Source organism: Paenibacillus borealis, assembly GCF_000758665.1.
In the GTDB taxonomy this organism is placed as follows: Bacteria; Bacillota; Bacilli; order Paenibacillales; family Paenibacillaceae; genus Paenibacillus_AQ; species Paenibacillus_AQ borealis.
In genome coordinates this window covers 2703972-2728543 of sequence record NZ_CP009285.1, presented here as the reverse complement: position 1 = coordinate 2728543, position 24572 = coordinate 2703972, and the positions used below count along the sequence as shown (strand labels likewise).

Sequence of the window (24572 nt, the reverse complement as noted above, 5' to 3'; positions counted from 1 at the left end):
CTAATCTGTATATCTCGCCATCATATATGTACTGTAATATTTGCCGTCTGACAGGATACGGTCCTTCTTCAGTATCCCTTCAACTTCAAAACCAAGGCTCTGGTACAACTGGATCGCCTTCTCATTGGTTTCCAGAACGCCGCTTAGAATCATCTTGGTGATGCCGTTTGTGTCAGCCCAGGCGATGGACGCTTGCAGAAGATGTTTCCCTACTCCGAATCCCCAATATTGTTGCAAGACTCCTACCCCAAATTCCACCTTGTGCTTAAACCGCTGCAGATCATGTCCTTCACACCGGGAATAACCAATGATTCTGCCGTCCGCTTCCGCAACCAGACATATATTCCGCGGATGGCTCATGTCCCTCCCGATAATTTCTTCAAATCCGGCTTCATCAATAAAAGCCTCTCCCGGCACCCGGTCCATATGCTCGGTCTCCCCGTCAACCTGAAGCCTTACCTCGGACAGAGACTTCGCATCTGCCTTAACTGCTGAGCGGATCGTGTAGGTTAAACCCTTGAATTGGTATTCCTGATTAATAATGATCATGGCAATAATCCTCTCTAGACAGCAAAAAAACGGCATCTCTGCCGTTTCTTCTGTGATGGACTCTCAGGGGCTCGAACCCTGGACAAATAGATTAAGAGTCTACTGCTCTACCAACTGAGCTAAGAGTCCGTAGTATGGTGGAGAATAGGGGGCTCGAACCCCTGACCTCATCGCTGCCAGCGATGCGCTCTCCCAGCTGAGCTAATTCCCCATACGCTTGATTTCGAATCCCATTATGTATTCTGAAATCCATTTTGAGCGGTCCGCTCAAGTCACTTTCAAGTTCGTGTGTTTCGTAGGCGACTTCTATATAATACAGAAATTCGGCATCAGTGTCAACACTTTTATAAAATTAATTAATTTCCTGTGTGCAGGCGCTTCACACAGAGGCCAGCCTCACCATATCAAGGCTAGCCCCTCTATGCCAAGATCGGCACATTACCTCTTCACAAGCCTCCTACAGCCCGTCCAGCTCATCAGTACCCTTAGAGAGCAGTCCCTTCAATTCCTTCATGAACATGTTAATGTCCTTGAACTGGCGGTACACGGACGCGAAGCGGACATAGGCCACCTCGTCTACAGGGTAGAGCTGTTCCATGACCAGCTCGCCGATCTGGCGGCTCTCGATCTCGGCCAGGGCGATGCCGCGCAGGCTTTTCTCGACCTCGGATACGATGACCTCCAGGCGCTCTACAGATACGGGACGCTTCTCACAGGCGCGGATGAGGCCACGGAGGATTTTGTCACGGCTGAACTCTTCCCGGCTGCCGTCTTTCTTGATGACGATCAGCGGAGTCTCTTCAATCATTTCGAAGGTGGTGAAGCGGCGGCTGCACAGTTCGCATTCGCGCCTGCGGCGGATGGACTTATTCTCATTGGCTGGACGTGAGTCAAGCACTTTGGTATTGGTGTGATCGCAGTAAGGGCATTTCATAAGCTTCATCACTTCCTCTTAGTAAGAATGGGTGTGCCCCGCTCCTGATAAACCAGGCAGAACGGGGCTTATGTTAATTTCCAGAAATCACCGTTTATTTGTTGTTATGAATATGGCAAGTCCGGCACATAATACAGTTACCAACCGATAGGAGGTGAACAGCAATGAGCCAAAACAACAGCTCCAATAACCTGGTAGCTCCAAATTCACGCGGTGCCTTGGAACAACTGAAATTTGAAGTTGCCCAAGAACTAGGTATCACCCTCTCCCCAGATGGATACCAAGGCAATAAAACTTCTTACGAAAACGGTTCGATCGGTGGTTACATCACTAAACGTCTTGTAACCCTGGCTGAACAGCAATTGGCAGGTCAATACAAATAACCTGTCTCCATAAGCTTGCCTAAAGAAGTATTGAACGGCCTCCGGGCCGTTTGATGCTTCTTTTTATTTCAGCACAAGCGCAATATTTAAGACAGAGCCTCAGAATTCACTGTAGAGCTCCGTGTATTGGTCATAATAATAAATGACACGCTGTACATAATGGCGGGTCTCTCCGAACGGAATATCCTTCACAGCCGCTTCTGTTCCGTCCCACTTGCCTTCATCCAGCCAGCTCTGTACTTTGCCGGGTCCGGCATTATAAGCGGCTATGACCGCTGTGCGGTTGCCGTCAAACTGCCGCGAAAGCGTAGACAAATACCAGGTGCCCAGTTCGATATTGGAAGAAGGCTCTTCTTTTAGCCGCTCGAGCGATACATCGGGAAGCTTGGCCTTTTCCAGCGCCCACTTGGCGGTATCCGGCATCAGCTGCATCAGTCCGAGTGCACCCTTTTTAGATTCGCGGCCGGTCTTGAAATTGGTCTCCACCCGGATGATTGAAGCCACAAGGAACGGATCCATCTGATAAGTAAGGCTGTGTTTGCGGATCTCATCTTTATAATGTATCGGATAAAACCACGACATCCAATTGGTGCCCAGGAACAGAATCGCTGTGAAGCCGATAAATAGCAGCAGGAGTACTCTTTTTTTGCGCAGCCACTTCATCATGAGAGGCCCAGCCTGTCCCACAGGCCGGCAACCTGCCGCTCCGTAGATCCGGGATCACCGCTGTTGTCAATTACATAGTCGGCTTTCCTGCGCTTCAGTTCAATGTCCATCTGCGATTTCAGCCGGTTCTCGGCTTGTTCCAGCTTCATTCCGTTGCGCGCCATGAGCCGGGCCAATTGGACCCTGCGTGGCACATAGACCACAATGATCTGATCGAATAAATTGTCCAGCTGTGATTCGTAGAGCAGCGGAATATCCACTATGACCAGCCGCTGCGGATCTTCCTGATCTAACGTATACATACGGTCCTTAATTTCTGTGCGGATCGCCGGATGCGTCAGATTGTTCAAGGTTTGAAGTGCCTCCGGATCCCGGAAAACAATCTCACCCAGCCTGTTCCGGTCCAGTGTTCCGTCCGGCTGCAGAATCGACTCTCCAAAAGCCTGTACAGCACCGGCCAGCACCGGATGTCCGGGGAGCATAACCTCCCTGGCGATGACATCGGCATCCACCAGAGCAGCTCCCTTGGCGACAAACAGTGCGGACACGGTGCTTTTCCCGGAAGCAATCCCTCCGGTTAAGCCCATAATCATGTACTCACCTCATAATAGCTTCATTATACCCATTGCAATTAATAATAACGCCGGCAGAACAGCCGCATGCTTCATCCAGTAGCTGCCTGACAATCTCAGTCCTGTCTTCATCCCCAGCAGCAGAAAAGTTCCGCTGAACAATGCGATCATCAGCGAGGTCGACACCGGGCTGAACCCGAGCAGCGCAGCCCCCAGACCGGCGCCGAAGGCATCCAGCGACAACGCAATACCCAGAACCATCGCTTCCATGGAAGAAATGCTTCCGGAAGCATCCATATCGGCGGACGACGGGGTGCGGAGGATCTGAATGACTACTCCCAGATGCCGGAGCTCCAGAGAGAATACAGCCGGCTTCTGCGGCTCAGCCTCCCCCTCCAATGCAGCGGCAGTGGCAGCCGTCTCCAGCAAAGCTTGCCGGTCTGGCACCCTTTCTCCGGCACCCAGCCCTGAATCTCCCTGCTCCTTTTCTTTCTGCGTCAGCATCTGGAACAGCGACCAGCAGCCCATCAAGACCAGAATAACCGCTCCGATACTGGAAGCGGCATGCGGTGAGACCACCTTGGCCAGCAGCACGCCGACCTGCATAGACACACAAATGACTACCCCCGAACAGAGCGAGATAATCATAATTGAGAGCAAAGGAATTTTCATTTTACGCAGTCCATATGTAATGCCAACACCAAATCCGTCCAAACTAAGAGCAAACGCAAGCAGCAGCAATGACAACAATGGGCTCAGCACCCGCAATCCCTCCCGTGAAGAACCGGGACCCGGCGGCCTTGCAAGCCGGGTTCCGTTCGCCTTAATCAGCAATCTTCACACATTATATGGGCGGGACGGGCAGTGAGTGCCTGCCTTTTGATGGAGCATGGACAACACCGCTTAGAATTTCCTTATAATTCCACTACATAAGCCCGGCTGAATACTTACCTTATCTGCACCGGTACAGGCTGGCAGCTCGGACAATAATGCGTGCCCCGGCCGCCGACAACACTTTTCTCAATCAACGTTCCGCAGGTAGCACACGGCTGATCCTTGCGTCCGTATATGCGGTGCTGATCCTGATAATTCCCGCTCTCTCCCTGGCCGTTGACATACGATTTCACTGAGGAGCCTCCCGCATTCACCGCCTCTGTCAAGGTTGCAACGATAGCATGATGCAGCCTGGCCAGATGGTCCTCCGAGAGAGAGTTTGCGGCTTCTTCCGGATGAATACCGGCACGGTGCAGGGATTCATCCACATAAATATTGCCGATACCAACGATATATTCCTGATTCAGCAGCAGCGGCTTGATTTTGGTACTTCTCTTCGAGACAATCTGCTTGAAGCGCTCCAGTGTGAAATCAGCATCCAGCGGTTCCTGTCCCAGCTTGTTCAGCGGCTTCAGCAGCAGATCCTCACCCGGCTGGAACAGATGCATCGTTCCGAACTGGCGCACATCGGTATAACGCAGCTCCGTACCGTCGGTGAAATGGAAAATTACATGAGTATGCTTGTCCAGCGGCTCGCCCTCCCGGTACACCCCGTAACGGCCTTCCATCCTCAGATGGGAGACCATCACAAGTCCATCGAAGACGAACCTCAGGAACTTGCCTCTGCGCTCAACCGTTTCTACGCTATGGCCTGCCAGCATATGTGCAAAAGCCTGAATATCATCCGGGCGCTGAATAATCCGCGGCAGCCGGACGGTGACATGCTCTATCTGCTTGCCTGTAATTAAATCATTAAGTGTTCTTCTAACTGTTTCGACTTCCGGTAATTCCGGCATAATGGCTCACCTCCACTCCATTATACCGGATATACAGCAGATGCGGGGAGCCTATTTCGCTTCATACCAGTTACTGCCAAAACTTACCTCGGCCTTCAGTGGAACAGACAGCTTCAGTGCCCCGGCCATCACTTCCGGCAGCAATTGCTTCATCTGCTCCAGTTCATCTTCCGGCACCTCGAACACAAGCTCATCGTGCACCTGCAGCAGCATGCGGCTCTTCAGTCCGCGCTCGTACAGCGCCTGATCCATGTGAACCATCGCCAGCTTGATAATATCGGCGGCTGTTCCCTGGATCGGCGTATTCATGGCTGTACGCTCGGCGAAGGAACGCAGGTTGAAGTTCTTCGCATTAATCTCCGGCAGATAGCGCCGGCGCTCCAGCAAGGTGGTCACATACCCCTGCTTGCGGGCCTCTACGACAATGTCATCCATATAGCGGCGGACGCCTTTGAACACTTCGAAATACTGCTCAATGAACTGGGCTGCTTCCTTGCGCGGAATGTTCAGGTTCTGTGACAGACCATAATCACTGATGCCATACACAATTCCGAAGTTAACCGCCTTGGCGGAACGGCGCATATTGCTGTCTACCATATCGGCTGTAACGCCGAATACATCCATCGCCGTCTTGGTGTGAATATCCATATTCTCTACAAAAGCTTCCTTCATCCGCTCATCACCGGAGATATGCGCCAGTACACGCAGCTCGATCTGCGAGTAATCCGCCGCCAGAATCGACCAGCCCGGTTCGGAAGGCACGAACACCTTACGGATCTTGCGGCCTTCTTCCAGCCGGATCGGAATATTCTGCAGGTTCGGGAACTGGCTGCTGAGGCGGCCCGTTGCGGCAATCGTCTGCCGGTAGAAGGTATGAACCTTGCCGGTCTCCGGCGAGATTTCCTTCAGCAGGCCTTCCACATAGGTGGACTGCAGCTTGGCAATGGAGCGGTATTGCAGGATCAGACGCACGGCGTCATGGTATGGAGCCAGCTTCTCCAGCACCTCGGCATCGGTAGAATACCCGGTCTTCGTCTTCTTCACGACAGGCAGGCCGAGCTTCACGAACAGGATTTCCCCCAGCTGCTTCGGTGAATTGAGATTGAACTCTGTTCCGCAAATCGAGTAGATTTCCGCAACGAGCCTGGAGATTTGCGCTTCAAACTCCTTGCCAAGCTCAATAAGGTCATCCCGGTTGACCGCAATGCCCTGCTTCTCCATATCGGCAAGAATCCTCGACAACGGCATTTCGAGATCCTGGAACAGTCCGGTCATTGCCGTCTCCTTCAGTTCCTCCTGCTGCTTCTGCACGATGCCAAGCACAGTTGCGCTCTTGCGGGCGACATGATTTCCGAGTATTTCAAGCTCCGGTATTCTATATTTGGCCCCTTTGCCAAATACATCTTCATCCGGCGATAAACGGGGCAGCCCGTATTTACTTGTGAGATCATTCAAGTTCTGGTTCGCTTCCGTCGGGTCAAGCAGATAAGCTGCAAGCTGGACATCATTAGCGGCTCCGGCAAAAGCAATCCCCTGCCAATGCAGCGCCAGATCGGCACGGTGCAGGTCATACCCGCTCTTCGGCGCCTTGTCGTCGCCGAGCCAGTCCCGCAGGGGTGCCGCTGCGGTGCTCTTCAGCAGGGCAAACGGCACGAAGTAGTGCTGCTCCGGTGAAGACAGCCCGAGGCCAATGACCTCCGCACGGTGCGGATTCTCACCGTTCGACTCCACATGCAGCGCGGAGATACTCGGCAACGCAGCAATCAGGTCCGCCATTCCTGCTTCGTCAACAATAGTTATATTGAGCGCCGCTGCTTCCACTTCTGCAGGATCTGAACCGCTGCCGTCAGCTGCATGCGAATAAGCGCTGAGCGACAGACGTTCGAGCAGGGATTTGAATTCCAGCTTGGCCAGTGCAGGGCCAGCCGTATCCGTATTGATTCCGCTGAAGACCATATCCTCCCAGGCATGCGCAAGCGGCACTTCGCGGTAGATCGTCGCCAGCTTCTTGCTCATAATGGCGCTGTCAGCATGCTCCTCCAGCTTTTCTTTCATTTTACCCTTCAGCTCACCGGTTCCGGCCAGTACGCCTTCCACCGATCCGAACTGCTGGAGCAGCTTAAGCGCCGTCTTCTCTCCTACACCCGGTACACCGGGAATATTGTCACTGGCATCGCCCATCAGCCCTTTCAGATCGATGATCTGCTCCGGGGTAAGATCATATTTGTCCCGGATCTGCTGCGGCCCGTACAGCTCTACTTCCGTAACGCCCTTGCGGACCAGCGCCACGGTTGTATGCTCGGATGCCAGCTGCAGCATGTCCTTATCCCCGGACACAATCATCACCTGCCGCCCGGCGGCATCCGCCTCGCGGGAGATGGTGCCGATAATATCGTCGGCTTCATAGCCGCCGATCTCAAACTGCGGCACCCCTAATCCCTGCAGCAATTCCTTCAGCAGCGGGAACTGTTCGGACAGCTCCGGCGGAGTCTTTTGGCGACCGCCTTTATAATCTTCATACCCTTCATGCCGGAAGGTAATCTTCCCCGCATCAAAGGCCACAATCATATGACTCGGCTTATGCTCTTCAATCAAACGCAGCAGCATTGTCGTGAAACCGTACACTGCATTCGTCTGCTGTCCTGCTGTATTCGTCAGGGGAGGCATCGCGAAAAATGCCCGGTAAATGATATTATTTCCATCGATCAGTATCAGCTTGTCCACTCTAGCACCTCGCCTTTAATCTTGCTTACTTCTTATATAGTACCATATGCCCCGCATAAAAAAGAACCTGAGCGCCCAGAATGAAGCCGGATTCACACCGTGTCTTCAGCTTGAGCCATTCTAAGCAGGATTTCCAACCGTACAGCACTTTAAAACAAAAAAGGCAAGCCTCCGGGGATGAAGGCTTGCTGTCGTACCCTATGCTTTTATTGATTCAAATCCGGACGTTTACCCGTTACAAGATACACTACGCTCTCGCCAATGTTGGTCGCATGATCGGCGATACGCTCAATATAACGTCCGACCAGCGTGAGCAGCATAGCCTGATTAACCGATTCAGGCTTCTGAACCATGTAAGTGTACAGTTCATTAATCATTGCGCTGTACAGCCCGTCTACCTGATCGTCGTCCTGAGCCATTTTGTAGGCCAGATCGGTGTTCTCATCCAGATAGGACTGAATCGCCTCTGAGATCATTACGGTAACAATCTCGGCCATCCGCGGAATATCCACAAGCGGTTTAATCAGCTGCTGCCCCTGGATACGCATGGTTACCTTGGCCACATCCAGTGCAAGATCGCCCATACGCTCGAGGTCACTGGAAATTTTGAAGGCCACAATAATGCGGCGCAGATCCTTCGCTACCGGCTGCTGAGTGATAATCAGCCGTGAGCCGATCTCCATAATCCGGTCCTCCATGGCATTCAGCCGCAAATCGTTCTTAACAATTTCCTGTGCCCGCACGGTGTCCAGATTCTGCAAAGCGAGTACTGCACCTTCCAGCGCATCCGTAACATGCTCGCCCATCTGCTCCAGCAGACTGCGCAGTTCTTCCAGATCTTTATCGAATTCTTTTCTGCGAATCATATTGAAAACGATCCTCCTCAAAAACATATGGTCATATAGAGTGAACTCAAGAATCACCTGTAAAGCATTCTTAAGTTCAGCTTATACCGCTGATTTCTTTCCGCGAACGGATTCCTCTGCCGCTTAGCCGAACCGGCCGGATATATAATCTTCTGTGCGGGAGTCTTTGGGATTCGAGAACAGCAGTTCCGTATCCTGAGCCTCCACGATGACGCCGTTCAGGAAAAACACGGTACGACCCGATACCCGGGCAGCCTGATGCATATTATGCGTGACCATTACAATCGTATACTTATCGCGCAGCTCCTGTACCAGTTCCTCGATCTTCAGCGTGGACACCGGATCAAGCGCAGAGGTTGCCTCGTCCATAAGCAGAATATCGGGCTGTACGGCAAGGGCTCTGGCAATGCAGAGACGCTGCTGCTGGCCGCCGGACAGGCTGAGGGCAGATTTCTTGAGGAAATCCTTCACTTCCTCCCAGAGTGCGGATTGGCGCAGGCTTTGCTCCACAATGACATCAAGCTCGGCTTTGCCCTTCACCCCATGGAGGCGCGGACCGTAAGCTACATTGTCATAAATCGACTTTGGAAAAGGATTGGGCTGCTGGAATACCATTCCCACCTGCTTGCGCAGACTTTCCACTTCAATCTCGTCGCTGTAAATATTTTTACCGCCGATGTTTACTTTTCCTTCAATGCGTGTTCCGGGAATCATGTCGTTCATTCGATTTAGGGTACGCAGCAGCGTGGACTTTCCGCAGCCGGAAGGACCGATAAAAGCGGTAACCTGTTTCTCCGGAATTTGCAGATCCACATTCTTCAGCGCGTGAAATGACTCATAGTAGAGATCAAGTTTCTCTATGTCAATGATGGATTTCATTAGTTTCTATTGTCTCCTTCTCATCATCTTCGTTCCCCATGATAAGCTTTCAGTGTAAATAGAGCTCTAGAGAATTGTTAACGCAGTGTAAAATCAAAAATCAGCAGGACAAGTGTACCAGAAAAAGAACACCGCCATATCAAATGACTGGTGTTCTCTTCTTGTTCACGACCAGCTTATAGCCGACGCCGCGGATGGAATCAATATGCACGGATTCAGGATCAAGCTCAAGCTTCTTGCGCAGCGAGCTGACATGAACGTCTACGGTACGCTGGCCGCCGATATAATCGAAGCCCCAGACCGCATTCATCAGATCATCGCGCGTCAGAACCACACCCGGCTTGCGGGCCAGATACAGCAGAACTTCAAATTCCTTCGGCCGCAGATTAATGCTCTGTCCGCCCAGAGAGACTTCGTAACGTTCCGGGTAGATTTCCAGCTGTCCCAGGATAATGGTCGATGCGGATACCGCCGTTTCCGGTGGCGCCTCTTCGGCAAGGCCGGATATCCGGCGCAGGACAGCACTGACACGGGCCAGTAATTCGGAGACGCCAAACGGTTTGGTTATGTAATCATCCGCTCCCGATTTCAGCCCCCGGACTACATCTTCTTCAGCATTCTTGGCCGTCAGCACAATGACCGGTGTGCGTATGCCTTGTCCACGCAATTTATCCAGAATGTCAATGCCGTTCATGCCGGGCAGCATAAGATCCAGTACGATCAGGTCAAAAGGTTCTCTAGTCGCACGGTCGTATCCTGCCGTTCCATGATCCTCCACCGTCACTTCGTAGCCTTCCTGCGTCAGGTTATAAGACAGCAGCCGGGCCAGTGTCGGTTCGTCTTCAATGACAAGCAATCGTTGTGCCATAGGTTCCCCCGTCTTTTCATAGGTTATTAATTTTACATAACTGCATACATGCACATCATAGCACCACAATGTTAACTTGGTGTAAAATTACGAATTTAATATTACCCCTTTGCTGACATACAATCAAATCAGGACATGCGCCCTATCCGCAGGCTTAAGACGGATGTCCTGCCAGAATTGAACCGTTGCAGGCTACGCGTTCTCCTCCTGCAGCAGCGGAAGTTCAAGGATGAAGGAGCTGCCGATACCCAGATCGCTCTCTACCGTAATCGAGCCGCGGTGCAGCTCCACCAGATGCTTCACGATAGACAAGCCCAGGCCGGTTCCACCGGAGCTTCTGGAACGGGCTTTGTCCACCCGGTAGAAGCGTTCGAAGATACGCGGCAGATCTTTGCGCGGAATCCCCATGCCTGTATCACTGACGGTAAAGCGTACACTCTCCGTCCCGTCTGCCTTCTGAATGTTCACTACGGTGACTCTTACATTTCCCCCATCCTGCGTGTAGTTAATCGCATTCGAGAGCAGATTCATGAAGATCTGCCGCAGCTTGTCTTCATCCCCCTCAATGAACAGCTCCGGCGGCACATCTGAGCTGAGTGTAATCTTCTTCTTCTCTGCCACCTTGCTGAGCGTTTCCAGCACAGAATCGAAGAACTCGATTAGATGGACCGGCGAGCAGTCCAGCTGGACGCGTTTGGATTCGATTTTGGACAATTCCAGAATGTCTCCGATCAGGCGGTTAAGCCGTTCATTCTCATCATAAATAATCTGCAGGAATGAACGTGCTGTCTTCTCATCCGTAACACCTCCGCCTAGCAGGGTTTCGGCGAAGCCTTTTACCGCAGCTACAGGGGTCTTCAGCTCATGGGAGACATTCGCGACGAATTCGCTGCGCATTTTCTCCAGACGGCGGATTTCCGTAACCTCCTGCAGCAGGAACAGCATCCCCCGGGTGGAGCCGTCCTGAATCATCGGAACCCCATCCAGACGTACGATCCGCTCCACCGGATTATAGATAATACGCTCCTCATGGACTGGCTCGCCTGCGGATACGCCCTCTTCAATCAGACGGGTCAGCTCATAATGATGCTTGATCTCTTTGTAGGAATGCCCGGTCATCTCGCTGTTCTTCACATCAAGCAGCCGCTCCGCCGCCCGGTTAAGCAGGGCAATCTCCCCTTCGGCGTTAATCATCACGATTCCGCCGGTCATGTTATCGAGCACGCTTTGCAGCAGATCCTCGTTGTCGCGGATGGTCTTCAGCTGGGCCTGCAGACTGTCCGCCATCGCATTGATCGCCGTCGCCAGCTGGCCGATCTCATCCTTACGCTTCATCGGCACACGGGCATCGTAATCCAGATCAGTGATACGCCGCGCGACTCTCGTAATCTGCTCAAGCGGTGAAGTCATGCTGGACGCCACCTTATAGCTCACAAAAGTTGCCGCAATAAAGAGCAGCACGAGTCCGCCGGCCATGATCATCCACGCCCGGTTCAGCCCCTCCGTGACTGCATCCAGTCCCATCGACAGCCGGATATATCCGTCGAAGCCCTGGTCCGAGACTACCGCACCAGCGACATACAGCATTTCGCGGTCCAGCGTATCACTGTACCGGATCGCCCGGCCAATCCCTTCTTTTGCAGCGATCAGCTCTTCTTCACGGGTGGAGTGATTGTCCATTTCCAGCGGATTGCGTTCCGAATCGCCGATAACCCGGCCTTCCTTCGTAATAAAGGTGATCCGCGAACCTGTCAGTGTGGATATCTTCCGGGCCTGGTCTGTATAGTAATCCATGGCATCCGGACTGCGGATATCCTTGAACGTAAACGTGCCGGAGAGCAGATTTATTTCCCGGGACATGTTTTCTTCCAGCACGGAAATATGTGAATCCTTAAACAGCTGGGCCATTGTAATGCCAGCCCCGGTCATGGATATCCCGATCAGGGCCATGAGTATGAATGTAAGCCGAACGCGGAACGGTTTCATCAGTAGTAGTCCTCTTCCTTATCATTGTGTCCTTGAGAACATCCTACCTCCATTTTCGTCAAAATACCAGTTCCGGCGGCGATTATCAACGGAGTGTAAAATGGGTTGGAGAAGCTGAACCTATTGCTATGAGTCGGAGGAATGTTGGTGATTGTACGGACGCTTTGTAAACGGACGTAACTTCGATAGTAGTTTTGATCAGAGTAGGAGCGACGTTAGAACTTGCTGTGAACGCTACGCAAACGGACCGTTGTTGTGATCGGAGCAGGAGCGACGTTAGAACTCGCTGTGGACGCTATGCAAACGGACTGTTGTTGTGATCGGAGCAGGAGGGACGTTAGAACTCGCCGTGAACGCTACACAAACGGACTGTTGTTCCGATCGCTGTTGTGTCCAGATTTTTATTTATTTTACCTTATCGGTGAAAATCCGGACACAAAGGCGACCGCTGCCGCTTCTCCACAATCAGTCCGTCCGCTCCGCTGTTTAAGAGGAGGAGTTACGGCAAACCTGTAGACCCTTTAAAACCTTGAAAGCTTCAAACCCTCAACCCTCAACCCTCAACCCTAAACCCTCAACCCTCAACCCTCAACCCTCAACCCTCAACCCTCAACCCTCAACCCTCAACCCTCAACCCTCAACCCTCAACCCTCAACCCTCAACCCTCAACCCTCAACCCTCAACCCTCAACCCTCAACCCTCAACCCTCAACCCTCAACCCTCAACCTATCAATTATCACCCCTCTCTCCTTCACCCTCCAATCCTTCAAACCATCAATAACAAGAATAAAAATCGCCCGTTATTAAATGGCAGGACCACACACCATTTAAAAAGGAGCGATTCTTTGTACACTTTCTCTTTGTAGTCTTTGGACCAATAATCTACCTTTAACTTTCCAAAAAATTCCTTTACCTGGAGTTATCTATTAACTCTTTAACAAATATCGATTCAGCCGCTCTTTGTGGTTGGAATCCGGTAGGTTTTCTTAAAATCTTGCACAAAATACAACATTTTCCTCATTATATTGGCTCAGATCCAGAATTGTTGTATCAAATGCAGCATTTCCCCTTCTCGATGAGGGTTAGCGGGAGAATTGTTGTATTTCATACAACAATCCTTCCGCACATCCAGATATCTAGGGTTCAAAGTTGTAGAACGTACAACAATTATGCCTACAGAGCTTCTTATAATCTCAATCCTGCCGGTAACTAATCGGGTGTGAAGTAATGAAATTTTGCGCTAGTCCCGCCAACGATTACTGGCAACTTGTGAGGTTGTTAACTAAAGTGTAGCTAGGAGAGATCATTTCCGCTCTAATTAGATGAACACACTTTTTGTGTAAGCACGGAATGCAGACGGTTACTGATCCTTCCAGCGCTGCACGGTCAACGTGACGGTCTTTGCACCACCTGCCGGCGTAAGCGTCCGGTTTGCAATATCTGCTCCGCCGGATGCAGTCTCGACCGTAGCCCAGCTGCCGCGCGTCAGCTTATACGTCACGGCTGTTCCTGCCGGCAGGCTCATGGTGATGGAGTACACGCCGTCGCTGCCTTTGGTCAGCTGATACGCCGGGTCTGCTGCGTTCCAGCTGTTGAACGACCCGGTCAGGTAGACCGGCCCGCTCGCAGGAGTGGTGGCCGGGACAGTGACCCGGAACGTCACGCTGTCCGCCTGAGGTTCTCCGGTGGTAAGACTTCCTCCTGCCAGACTTGAGCTGCCAGCATTAAAGTGATAATTGCTGCCGCCATTGTTGTCCCAGGTTCCGCTGCCGTTATTAAACGCGGCCGTGAGGCCTGTCGCGGTACTGAGCTGGATGGTAATCGCCTTGTAGCCGCTGAATGCGGATGCCTGCATCTGCACGCCTGGCGAGGTCGTCCAGACCGTCGCCCCATCCAACTTGTAATGAATATATGAATTGCTGTAGGCCGCATTCTTATAGTAGATCACCGCTGTATTTCCCACCGGAGTGGCGGTTGGCGTTGCCGTTGGCGTAGCGCTCGGCGTAGCTGTCGGCGTGGCCGTCGGTGTGGCGCTCGGCGTTGCACTCGGCGTAGCCGTCGGCGACACTGTTGCCGTAGCCGTTGGCGTTGCACTCGGCGTAGCTGTCGGCGTTGCACTCGGCGTGGCCGTCGGTGTGGCGCTCGGCGTTGCCGTTGGCGTGGCGCTCGGCGTTGCCGTTGGCGTGGCGCTCGGAACAGCCGGAGCGCCCGCCTGAATTTGCCCGGTCGGAGTATAGGTCCAGGTGCCGGTACCGAACAGATAGTTGCTGCCGCCGTTGCTGTCCCAGGTGCCGCTGCCATTGTTGAAGCAGGCTTCCAGCTGGGTGGCTGCACCGATGTTGATCGTAATTTTGTTGTAGCCTGCCACTTCAGCCGCAGGAATCGCTACGCCCGGCGCAGTCGTCCAAGTGCCTGCAGCCGGACGGTAGTGGATGTAAGGTGTGGTGTAGCCCTGCTTGTAATAGATGGTTACATTATTCCCTGCGGGCGTTGTGGCGGATGCAAGCGCACTCAGTCCGGACAGATTGCCTGAAGCATCATAAGCTTTGACTTTGTATTCATACGTCGTAGAGGAGGACAAGCCGCTGTCTGTATACGAAGCAGACGGAGATGTACCGATTTTGATGCCATCGCGGTAGATCTCATAACCTGTCACACGGATATTATCGGTAGCCGCGCTCCAGGTTAATCCGACAGAAGAAGCATTGACCACGGCTGCCTGAAGATTAACTGGCACAGACGGGGCTTCCGTATCCGGAACTGCCGGCACATCTGTAATAAACGGATGCGTTCCTTCAACAGTCCCCTGCATGCTCTCGGTGTATTTGCCGTTTGCCAAGGTGTATTTGCCGGCTCCGACATATACCTGCTGGATATCGCTTTTCGTTACATTGCCCTTAGCGTCTTTGGCTTCAATATAGTAGTCCACCAGCTGGTCACGGTAGTCGGAGATATAACTGAAATACAGATTGCCGATGTCCGTAGCCGGAACCTTCTGCATGACGGCCTTGCTGCTTGGCTGCCAGTCGACCCCATTGATATCCGTGCTGAGATCGCGGACTGTCATCGGGTATTCAGTCCAGTTACCGACCTTGGCAGGGTCGATATTGGGTATTCCTGCTGCGGCCAGACCCGCAGGGTCATAGACCTTGAAAGTATTGTCCACAGCATCTGCCGTCTTATCGCGGTGTGCCCGGACCTTCACCTTGATATCGCTGATTCCGCTGGTATCGAAGGCATAGGTATAAATGGAGAACACATTATTGAAATGCTGCAGCGTCCAGCCCTCTGCCTTGCTGACATTGGCGCTGCCCGGATTGTACGGGTAACGCTGCGGCCACCATACGGAGGGGCCGGTTTTGTCTTTGGCCAGCTTTTGCGTAACGTAGGGCTTGGAGAAATACAGCGACTGATTGAAGGACAGGGCAGGCTTCACGCTGTCATCCACATTCTCGTCGTAATACCCGAAACCGGAGTCCATCGCCGGGAGCAGGAAATACCAGGCCAATTCAGCAGGATTGGCTCCTCCGGAATAATCATTCGCAGTGTTCCCTTTGACCGGATAGGAGATCATCCATGGGTTGAGCTGATTGCCCTCGTAAGTCACCTCGCGGTCAATCGGATAAACCGGTTTCCAGTAATTCGGATGCTCATCAAGCCAGATTTGCTCGGCTGTCTTGGCATAATTCAGGGAAGCCTGCAGCAGCGCGAAGTTACGCTCCAGATAATGGTAGCCCTTCTCGAAGGATACAGTCATGCCTTCTTCGACACCGGACAGATTCTTCTTCGGGGCGTAAGAGGTTCCGTTCACCTGATTGAAGCTGGCAAACTGGCTTTTCCAGATGCCGAACGGCAGATGCCAATGATACCAGGTCGGATCGGAAGAGGAATCCCGGGTATCTATCCATGAGCCGTCTTGAACATGGACAACATCGGAGGCAGCTGGTGTATTATTGCGCAGATACTCGTCAATTCCCATACCGGTAACACCGCTGCTGGCATAGGTGACGTTGCCGGCATTGCGCCAAGTCTCCTCGGAGCCTGCCCGGCCGGAAGAATTATCCCCGTCATGAGCCACCACAAAAATCTGCTTCTGCGCGACCAGATTCTCATACGGCTTAAGCACATCCGCTTTTACCTGGCCCAGATATCCTTCTTCCCATGACTGAGCCTGTGCAACCGGAACGCCGACCACTTTGGATTCTGCCCCGGTAGCCGGGTCCACATAACGGACCCAATGGGCCGTGGAGGCAAAAGGATACTTGTTATAGACAACCTGCTGCTCGTTGAACATCGGTTCATTCACCCAGGAGCCTGCTGTACTGACATTCTGCAGGTCACTGCGGTTGGGCGGAGAGACCATCGTATCCGTGCCGGGACTGTTCAGCAGCGGATAGTCCTTAAGCGTACGGGAGAAATGGTTGTTGCCGATTACGGACCACTGGATGCCGAGCTTTTGCAGCACCGGAATAATCCGTTCAGAGAAACCCAGTTCCGTTGGAAAGAAGCCTTTCGATGATTTATAGCTGCTTCCGAGAAAATAAGGCTGGGCCAATGTGGCTCCATGATAGATCATATCCTTGAGCAAATAGTCGTTGCCGACCAGCGGACCCATGGAGTGATGCCCGGAGAAATGGATCAGATCGAGCATGTTGCTGCCGTTTGTTGTTTTGAGCTGATCGACGGCGTTCTTCCAGGGTGTGCCCCAGGCCGGATTATTGTATCCGCTTACATTACCTTGTTGAATAATGCTGTTCACGTTGTTCACAACCGAGCCGGACATCGTTACATGCATCTGCGCTTGTGGATAATTGCTGTGCAGCGTGTCCGCCACGCTCCAGGGCCAGGTTAAATACGCTCCAGTCTTGGCGTGATGCGAATAATAGGAGACCAGATCATCATGCGGCATCGGGGAACCGTTCGGCAAATAATAGGTATAACCCGCAGGCGGGTTCTGCTTCAACTGGATGACTTCACCATCATACGTATAGCGGATCGGGCTGCCCACAGACGCGGAGTTATAGGAATTCAAGTCATAATACGCCCAGAAATTCGGCATATGATTGTGGTACACATGCGTAGCGGCAATATCTGCCGAGACATTGGTGACTGTTGCCGGAACAATCAGAAGCATGCCCAGCAGCAGGGCTGTGATTTTGCGCCAATACCTGGATGTTCTCATCAGCTTTCAGCTCCTCTCTCTTCAACCATATCAGCTTATTCATAAGAACGGGGGCGCCGGAATTCATCCTTCGCCCCCTGTCATTCCCTATTGATCCTTCCAGCGCTGCACGGTCAGCGTGACGGTCTGCGCGCCGCCCGCCGGTGTGAGCGCACGGTTCGCAATATCTGCTCCGCCGGATGCTGTCTCTACCGTAGCCCAGCTGCCGCGCGTCAGCTTATACGTCACTGCTGTTCCTGCCGGTAGGCTCAGGGTGATGGAATAGACACCGTCGCTGCCCTTGGTCAGTTGGTATGCCGGGTCAGCTGCGTTCCAGCTGTTGAACGACCCGGTCAGATAGACAGGCCCGCTCGTTGGAGTGGTGGCCGGAACAGAGACCCGGAACGTCACGCTGTCCGCCTGAGGCTCTCCGGTTGTAAGACTTCCCCCCACAAGGCTTGAGCTGCCTGCACTGAAGTGATAGTTGTTCCCTCCATTGTTGTCCCAGGTTCCGCTGCCGTTATTAAACGCTGCAGTTAGGCCGGTTGCGGTTCCGAGCTGGATGGTAATCGCCTTGTAGCCGCTGAATGCGGATGCCTGCATCTGTACTCCAGGCGAGGCCGTCCAGTCTGTCGCTCCATCCAGCTTATAATGGATATAGGAGTTGGTATAGGCCGTATTCTTGTAATAGATCGTCGCTGTATTGCCCACCGGAGTGGCGGTTGGCACAGGAGTTGCTGTCGGTGTTGCCGTCGGCGTAGCCGTTGGTGTTGCTGTCGGTGTTGCCGTCGGCGTAGCCGTTGGTGTTGCTGTCGGTGTCGCGGTTGGTGTAGCTGTTGGCGTTGCAGTCGGCGTCGGCGTTGGCGTCACCGTTGGTGTCGCAGTCGGTGATGCGGTCGGCACAGCCGGCCCCCCTGCCTGGATCGTTCCTGTCGGAATATACGTCCAGGTGCCCGCTCCGAACAGATAATTGCTGCCGCCGTTGCTGTCCCAGGTGCCGCTGCCATTGTTGAAGCAGGCTTCCAGCTGGGTGGCCGCACCGATGTTGATGGTGATTTTGTTATAGCCTGCCACTTCTGCGGCTGGAATCGCTACACCCGGCGCAGTCGTCCAGGTGCCCGCAGCCGGACGGTAGTGGATGTAAGGTGTGGTGTAGCCCTGCTTGTAATAGATCGTCACACTATTTCCGGCAGGAGTGACGATCAGGGCCGCGGCGCTGAATGCCGACAGGTTGGCGGCGGCATCATACGCTTTTATCGTATACGAGTAATTGGTACTGCCAGACAAACCGTTGTCTGTATAAGATGTTGTCGCCGAGGTGCCGATCTTGACTCCATTGCGGTAAATCTCATAACCTGTAACTCCGACATTATCCGTGGAAGCAGACCAGCTTACAAGCGCACTGGAAGCATTCTGCACAGTGGCTGTTACATTCGCCGGAACAGTCGGAGCCTGCGTATCCACAACAGGCTGTGTCTTCGAATAGATTTTGGCGGAATTCGCACCAAGAGTGACAGTAATCTGTTTGCCGGTCGCGCCGCCTGATTGCACGGTTACCGTGTCAGAGGTGTTCAACTGGTTAATCAGTACCGTCCCTACAGTAAGAGTGCTCTCAGCGCGCAGCGGAATCGTAACCGTCTGCGAACCGTTTGCTGCATTGCTGAATGCGGAGATGACTTCCTGTCCCACATTCGCACCGCTGTCAATCCGGCGGGAGAACGCGTACAGATTCTGGGCAGACCACATTTCACGCTGGGTGCCGGTGCGCAGCGCAGGATTATTTTTGCGGATTTCGTTAAGCTTGGCTACATGCTTGTAGGTGCTGGCGTTCTCGTTAAAATAATTCTCCAGAACATTGCCGCTCGCATCACGCTTCACCATGGACCAGCGGTTCCACGTATCGGCAATGCCGCCAGTCATGATCTGGCCGTTCCCGTTGCCTTTATTCTGTTCAGTTCCCTGGAACACCACCGGGGTTCCGCGCACAGTGAAGATGAAGGACAAGGCATTCTGCAGCTTCTCTACACTGCCTCCGGCTTCTGTCAGGAAACGGTTGCGGTCATGATTATCAATGAAGGTAACCATATGATTCGCATTGCCGTTGTAATAGGAATCGAGAGCCAGTGTACTCTTAACATTAGAATCGAAGGACTGTCCGTAAGCAAAGCTGTTCAAGACAGAGAAGAATAGCGGGAAATCGAGCATGCCCCACTCCTTGCTGCTGCCTACCCAGCGGGAGACAAATTCGGCATTGCCGTCAAAATTCTCTCCGAAGGTGTTCACGCCCAGCAGCGTCTGCAGCTCGCCGATATCCGTCGGCTTCATCAGCTTGGCGGCATCAACACGGGCACCGTCCGCCCCTGTATAATCAAACCAGCCTTTAATCGAGCTGAAGATGGCCTGCTTAGCGGCAGGAACATCGAAGTCGATATCATCCAAGCCGCCCAGATCGTGATTCTCCAAATAATCCTGGGCCCACTGATCATATCGCCCATCCGCCAGTGACCAGTTAATATCCCCGTTGTGATGATACCATGCCGGATTATTAAAAGGGGCGACCGGCTGCAACGCCGGGATATCATAATAAGCCTGGGTTCCCAGCATATAATCGCCGATATGGTTCGGAACAACGTCGATGATGACCTTGATTCCGAGCGCATGCGCTGAATCCACCAGCTCCTTAAGCTTCTCTTTTGTACCGAAATAAGGGTTGGCCGCATTAGGGTCTTTGACATTGTAGCCGTGGTAGGCTGTGTTCTTCCCGGTTCCGTTATTCTCGCGGTTGGTCATCTGCGGCTCGGCAACCGGAGAAATCCAGATCGCCGTGTAGCCCATATTGTGAATATAGGGGAGCTTATCGATAACCCCCTGCCAGTCGCCGCCCTTCATATAACGGAAATCCTCTTCAGAAGTCTCTCCGTAGCGGATAGCCGCTCCAGTGGCATTATTGGAGGAGTCGCCGTCATTGAAACGGTCAACCATAATCTGATAAATCGTATCATTCTCTGTAACCGTGCCAATACTGGCCGCTTCAGCCTTAACTGGAGGCAGAACAAATAAATTCATCGTGATCGAAAGAACCATGGATGTGATAAGGACGGGGATAAGCCAATGCTTACGTTTCATTCTTCATCTCCCTCTCATAAATGCGTATGCACAACACTTTCTGACCAATAGAACACGCTGCCGTCAACAATCTACTTTAATTCAATTTAGGGAAACCGGTTTCCCCACTAAAAATTAACATGGACTTGTATGCGCTGTCAAGACATATAAATCTTTCTTCATCAGAAGCCGCAGCCCATATAGGATAACGACTCTGCAATACGCGTAAATTTCATCGTTTAGCATCAGCCAGCCGCTTGATCCTGACGGAGCAGCAACCGGTTTCGGTCTCTTTCCTGGACAGCACCGCAAAAAGACCTCTTTCATCAAACAGAAAGAGGTCTTAATACTATCGAATAAATATACATTTTCATTAATCTCACCCGGCAAAAATTTGCCGCCAGACAGAAAACCTGAGCTGTCTATTTAAATACCGGCTCCCGGAACTGGGCCAGCTTGGCGGCGGAATCCTTCTCCACATCGGCATGCAGGCTGTTGCCGTGGGCGTCCATCGTAACGATAGCTGCGAATCCGTCTACCTGCAGATGCCACATGGCCTCCGGAATTCCGAATTCCATGAAATCAACGGCGTTAACCTTCTTGATGCATTCTGCATAATACTGGGCTGCACCGCCAATTGCGTTGAGATATACGCCGCCGTGCTCACCTAATGCCTTTAGTGTTTTCGGGCCCATTCCGCCTTTGCCGATTACGGCACGGATGCCGAATTTCTTAATAATATCGCCCTGGTACGGCTCCTCACGGATACTCGTCGTCGGGCCTGCCGCCTTCACATGCCAGCCCTCGTCATCCTTCAGCATGACCGGACCGCAGTGATAAATGACGGCACCGTTCAGATCCACGGGAGCGTCGTGGTCCATCAGATATTTGTGCAGGGCATCACGGCCGGTATGCATCTCCCCGGAGAGAATAACCACATCACCGACGCGCAGGCTGCGGATATCCTCCTCGCTGATCGGCGTAGTCAGGCGGATTTCGCGCGAACCACCCGGTGTGCCGGAGCCTGCGGCTGCTGGTTCAGTTACCTTGCCGTTAACCGGCACAACAGCATCAGAAGCAGCTTCACCAGTATCTGACAAGAGGGCCGGGGCTGCAGGAATCGTTGCATCCTCCGGAATGATGCCGCACGCTGCACCATCAGCGGATACTCCCACCGGTTCAGGTACAGGCTGTGCTGCCTCGTCACCTTCTACCGATATTCCCGTGCCGCTCTCATACAACCATTCCTTGATGTCCCCGGTTGCCGGATGCACCAGAATTCCCTGACGGCGGAAAGCCCAGCAATTATAGGCAACGGAGACAAAGAAGCTGGCCGGCAGCCGATTCATAACCCCGATTTTGCAGCCGAGCAGCGTAACTTCACCGCCGAAGCCCATCGTGCCGATGCCAAGCTTGTTGGCATTCTCCATAATGTAATCTTCCAGCTTACCCAGATCTTGGGTGGGATTCACATCCTCGACCTTGCGGAACAGCTGCTTCTTGGCCAGCTCATAGCCCGTTGTACGGTCGCCGCCGATCCCTACGCCAATGAAGCCTGCACTGCAGCCCTGGCCCTGCGCCTGGAATACCGAATGAAGAATACATTTGCGGATGCCGTCTAGATCACGTCCGGCTTTGCCCAGACCTTCCAGCTCTGCCGGGAGGCTGTACTGAATATTCTTATTTTCGCAGCCGCCGCCCTTCAGAATGAGCCTTACATCAATACCTTCCTCTTCCCATTGCTCAAAGTGAATCACCGGCGTGCCTGCACCCAGGTTGTCCCCGCTGTTCTCACCTGTAAGGGAATCTACGGAGTTAGGCCGCAGCTTGCCGTTCTTCGTCGCCCGGATAATTGCGTTATGAATATCCTTCTTCATCTCTATCTGATTCACGCCTACCGGCGTATGGATAATAAAAGTCGGCATCCCCGTATCCTGACAGATCGGCGATACCTGAAGCTCCGCCATGCCGATATTCTGGGCAATGGTAGTCAGTGCCAGTCCGGAGCGGGTCGCCCGGTCTTCCAGCGCACGCCCTTTTGCGACCGCCCGGCGCACATCACCCGGCAAATTCGTGGAGGTCTCTACGATCAGATTATAAATGCTGTCTTCAAAATGCTGCATCTTCATTCAGTCTCCTCTCCATCTGTTTCAGGCTGTCCTAACTCTGTTACAATTAGTTATTATAATATCATATTAAGCTGCTCATGAAAGGGGTTACTTAAAAATTGAACTACCATTTCTCTGCCTATCTCTACCGGCTGCAATATATCCAGCGCTGGAGCCTCATGCGCAGCACCACCCCGGAGAACGTGGCGCAGCATTCGTTCCAGGTCGCCCTGCTGGCGCACATGCTGTGCACCATCGGCAATGTCCACTTCGGCCGGTCGCTGAACGCCGACCGTGCATCCGCGATGGCGTTGTTTCACGACGCCACCGAGGTCTTCACCGGCGACATCGCTACGCCGGTGAAGCATAACAACCCGCGGCTGCTGTCCAGCTTCCGCGACATGGAGCGGGCCGCCGCCGAGCGCCTGTCGGCGATGATCCCGCCGGAGCTGAGCGCAGTCTATGCGCCGCTCCTGCAGCCCCAGGACAGCCCGCCCGGCTCCGAGGATGCCGGACTGCTCCGCTACGTCAAGGCGGCGGATGTGCTCGACGCATACCTGAAATGCGTCTGGGAAACCGCCGCAGGCAACCGCGAATTCGCAGCAGCCCGGGAGCAGACGGCCGCGAAGCTGCATGGGCTTGCGATGCCGGAGATGGAGTATTTCCTTACCCATATGGCTCCGGGCTTCGAGCTGTCGCTGGACGAGCTGTCTTCAAGCATGAGTCCGGAGACCCCCGCCGACTAGCGGGAGATCGTGCGGCCGCTTGAAGAATACAGCACCGCACCGGCCGTTAAGCCCTGCAATGCAAATAACCCGCCTCACGGCGGGTTATTTGCATCAAGTTAAGGCATGGCTAGCGAATCATCCAGGATGTCCCAGTCCTTGAACACCGGCTGCAGCCCCTTTGCCTCCAGCATCTCAATGATCTCATCCACGTTTCGGCTGTCTGATATTTCAAACTGCGGGGTTCCACCCTCCAGCGTATGTCCGCCTACCTCGGTGGATACCCCGGCAGACATCTTCGTGATCCCGAGATGAACCAGATGATCGCGCAGCGCTGCCGGCTCCCGCGTGGACAGTGAAATCCCGGAACGCGGCAGAAACAGACGGTACGCCAGAATGATCTGCACCAGCGCACGGTCGGTTACATCACTTGCAGGATTAAAATCACCGAGGTACGGCCGAAAACGGGGAATGGACAAACCGATTTCACACTCCGGATACTTGTCCTGCAAATACCTGGCGTGCAGTGCAGTCGCAAGCGCTTCCTGACGCCATTCGTACATGCCCAGCAGGGCTCCGATATTTACGGAGCGGAATCCGGCAAGGCAGCCGCGCTCGGGCGCATCCAGACGGTTGCGGTACACCCGCTTTGGGCCTTTCACATGCAGCTGGCGGTAGGTCTCCTGATGATAGACCTCCTGATACAGCGTCAGGCCGTCTACTCCCGCCTGTCTAAGGTCAGCGTATTCTTCCGTAGTGAGCGGATTCACTTCAATGCTGACTGAAGAGAAATAGCTGCGGAGCACCTTCACGCAGTCTTTCACATAACTGGCCGGACTTTCATTCCGGGATTCTCCGGTCAGAATCAGAATGTGGCGCAGCCCTGTGGCTGCGATAGCTTCCGCTTCCCGCCGGACCTCATCCAGCGTCAGTTTTTTGCGCGGAAAATCATAAATGGAGCTAAAGCTGCAGTAAGTACAATGATTGACGCAGAAATCAGCCAGATACATCGGTGTAAACAGCTGCATCACATGACCGAATTGCGTACGCGTCAATCTATGCGCCTTCTGCGCCATCTCCTCCAGGTATGGCTCTGCTGCCGGAGACAGCAGGGCCATCAGCCCGTCCTCGTCCAGTTGCTCCAGGCGAAGCGCCCGCTTCACATCGAGCGCAGTATACTGTTTCCATACCCTCCCGTAAGGCAGCTGTTCCAGCCGGGTCAGCGTATCATAAAAGCTCATGTCCCTCCTCCTTTT

General features: G+C 53.2%; 17 protein-coding genes and 2 tRNA genes. 2 read left to right on the top strand and 17 right to left on the bottom strand.

What is annotated here, in order from left to right; genetic code table 11:
• The 4 genes from PBOR_RS11320 to nrdR form a co-directional block, all read right to left on the bottom strand.
• Positions 1-549, bottom strand: a complete 549-nt coding sequence (locus tag PBOR_RS11320) for a GNAT family N-acetyltransferase (protein ID WP_042211759.1) — start codon at positions 547-549, stop codon at positions 1-3.
• A 56-nt stretch (positions 550-605) separates the two neighbouring features.
• A tRNA-Lys gene (locus tag PBOR_RS11315) sits at positions 606-678 on the bottom strand.
• A gap of 6 nt (positions 679-684) precedes the next feature.
• A tRNA-Ala gene (locus tag PBOR_RS11310) sits at positions 685-760 on the bottom strand.
• A gap of 246 nt (positions 761-1006) precedes the next feature.
• Positions 1007-1483: a transcriptional regulator NrdR gene (gene nrdR, locus PBOR_RS11305; RefSeq protein WP_042219249.1), complete on the bottom strand. Its 477-nt coding sequence runs from the start codon at positions 1481-1483 to the stop codon at positions 1007-1009.
• A 164-nt stretch (positions 1484-1647) separates the two neighbouring features.
• On the opposite strand from nrdR, the gene PBOR_RS11300 reads away from it, so the two are divergent.
• On the top strand, positions 1648-1866 hold the full coding sequence (locus tag PBOR_RS11300) for an alpha/beta-type small acid-soluble spore protein (protein WP_039305013.1): 219 nt from the start codon (positions 1648-1650) through the stop codon (positions 1864-1866).
• A 99-nt stretch (positions 1867-1965) separates the two neighbouring features.
• Here PBOR_RS11300 and PBOR_RS11295 read toward each other — a convergent pair whose 3' ends face one another.
• The 12 genes from PBOR_RS11295 to PBOR_RS11240 all read right to left on the bottom strand — a co-directional run bounded on the left by PBOR_RS11295 (position 1966) and on the right by PBOR_RS11240 (position 22606).
• Positions 1966-2529: a lytic transglycosylase domain-containing protein gene (locus PBOR_RS11295; protein ID WP_042219247.1), complete on the bottom strand. Its 564-nt coding sequence runs from the start codon at positions 2527-2529 to the stop codon at positions 1966-1968.
• Positions 2529-3125 carry a dephospho-CoA kinase gene (coaE, locus tag PBOR_RS11290; RefSeq protein ID WP_042211758.1) on the bottom strand — a complete coding sequence of 199 codons (597 nt, stop codon included), beginning with the start codon at positions 3123-3125 and terminating at the stop codon, positions 2529-2531. Before coaE ends, PBOR_RS11295 begins: the two co-directional genes overlap by 1 nt.
• A gap of 9 nt (positions 3126-3134) precedes the next feature.
• Complete coding sequence (locus tag PBOR_RS11285; RefSeq protein WP_042211757.1) at positions 3135-3866, bottom strand: manganese efflux pump; 732 nt, start codon at positions 3864-3866, stop codon at positions 3135-3137.
• A 185-nt stretch (positions 3867-4051) separates the two neighbouring features.
• On the bottom strand, positions 4052-4894 hold the full coding sequence (mutM, locus tag PBOR_RS11280) for a DNA-formamidopyrimidine glycosylase (RefSeq protein ID WP_042211756.1): 843 nt from the start codon (positions 4892-4894) through the stop codon (positions 4052-4054).
• Between the two features lie 51 nt (positions 4895-4945).
• Positions 4946-7618, bottom strand: coding sequence for a DNA polymerase I (polA, locus tag PBOR_RS11275; protein ID WP_042211755.1), 2673 nt, complete (start codon positions 7616-7618; stop codon positions 4946-4948).
• Between the two features lie 206 nt (positions 7619-7824).
• Positions 7825-8484 (bottom strand): phosphate signaling complex protein PhoU, encoded by a 660-nt coding sequence (phoU, locus tag PBOR_RS11270; RefSeq protein WP_042211754.1) that lies wholly within the window; start codon positions 8482-8484, stop codon positions 7825-7827.
• Positions 8485-8607: 123 nt separating this feature from the next.
• The gene (pstB, locus tag PBOR_RS11265) at positions 8608-9363 is read right to left on the bottom strand and encodes a phosphate ABC transporter ATP-binding protein PstB (RefSeq protein ID WP_042211753.1); all 756 of its coding nucleotides are present in this window, start codon (positions 9361-9363) and stop codon (positions 8608-8610) included.
• Positions 9364-9502: 139 nt separating this feature from the next.
• The gene (locus PBOR_RS11260; RefSeq protein ID WP_039304977.1) at positions 9503-10231 is read right to left on the bottom strand and encodes a response regulator transcription factor; all 729 of its coding nucleotides are present in this window, start codon (positions 10229-10231) and stop codon (positions 9503-9505) included.
• A gap of 192 nt (positions 10232-10423) precedes the next feature.
• Complete coding sequence (gene pnpS, locus PBOR_RS11255; protein WP_042211752.1) at positions 10424-12217, bottom strand: two-component system histidine kinase PnpS; 1794 nt, start codon at positions 12215-12217, stop codon at positions 10424-10426.
• A gap of 1360 nt (positions 12218-13577) precedes the next feature.
• Complete coding sequence (locus PBOR_RS11250; RefSeq protein WP_052429427.1) at positions 13578-17399, bottom strand: carbohydrate binding domain-containing protein; 3822 nt, start codon at positions 17397-17399, stop codon at positions 13578-13580.
• An 87-nt stretch (positions 17400-17486) separates the two neighbouring features.
• Positions 17487-20504 (bottom strand): alpha-amylase family glycosyl hydrolase, encoded by a 3018-nt coding sequence (locus PBOR_RS11245; RefSeq protein WP_042211751.1) that lies wholly within the window; start codon positions 20502-20504, stop codon positions 17487-17489.
• A gap of 401 nt (positions 20505-20905) precedes the next feature.
• Positions 20906-22606 (bottom strand): fumarate hydratase, encoded by a 1701-nt coding sequence (locus PBOR_RS11240; RefSeq protein WP_042219245.1) that lies wholly within the window; start codon positions 22604-22606, stop codon positions 20906-20908.
• A gap of 104 nt (positions 22607-22710) precedes the next feature.
• On the opposite strand from PBOR_RS11240, the gene yfbR reads away from it, so the two are divergent.
• Positions 22711-23337, top strand: a complete 627-nt coding sequence (gene yfbR / locus PBOR_RS11235; RefSeq protein WP_081971997.1) for a 5'-deoxynucleotidase — start codon at positions 22711-22713, stop codon at positions 23335-23337.
• A 98-nt stretch (positions 23338-23435) separates the two neighbouring features.
• Here the strand turns inward: yfbR and thiH are convergent, their stop codons facing one another.
• On the bottom strand, positions 23436-24557 hold the full coding sequence (gene thiH / locus PBOR_RS11230; protein ID WP_042211750.1) for a 2-iminoacetate synthase ThiH: 1122 nt from the start codon (positions 24555-24557) through the stop codon (positions 23436-23438).
• Positions 24558-24572 lie beyond the last annotated feature (15 nt).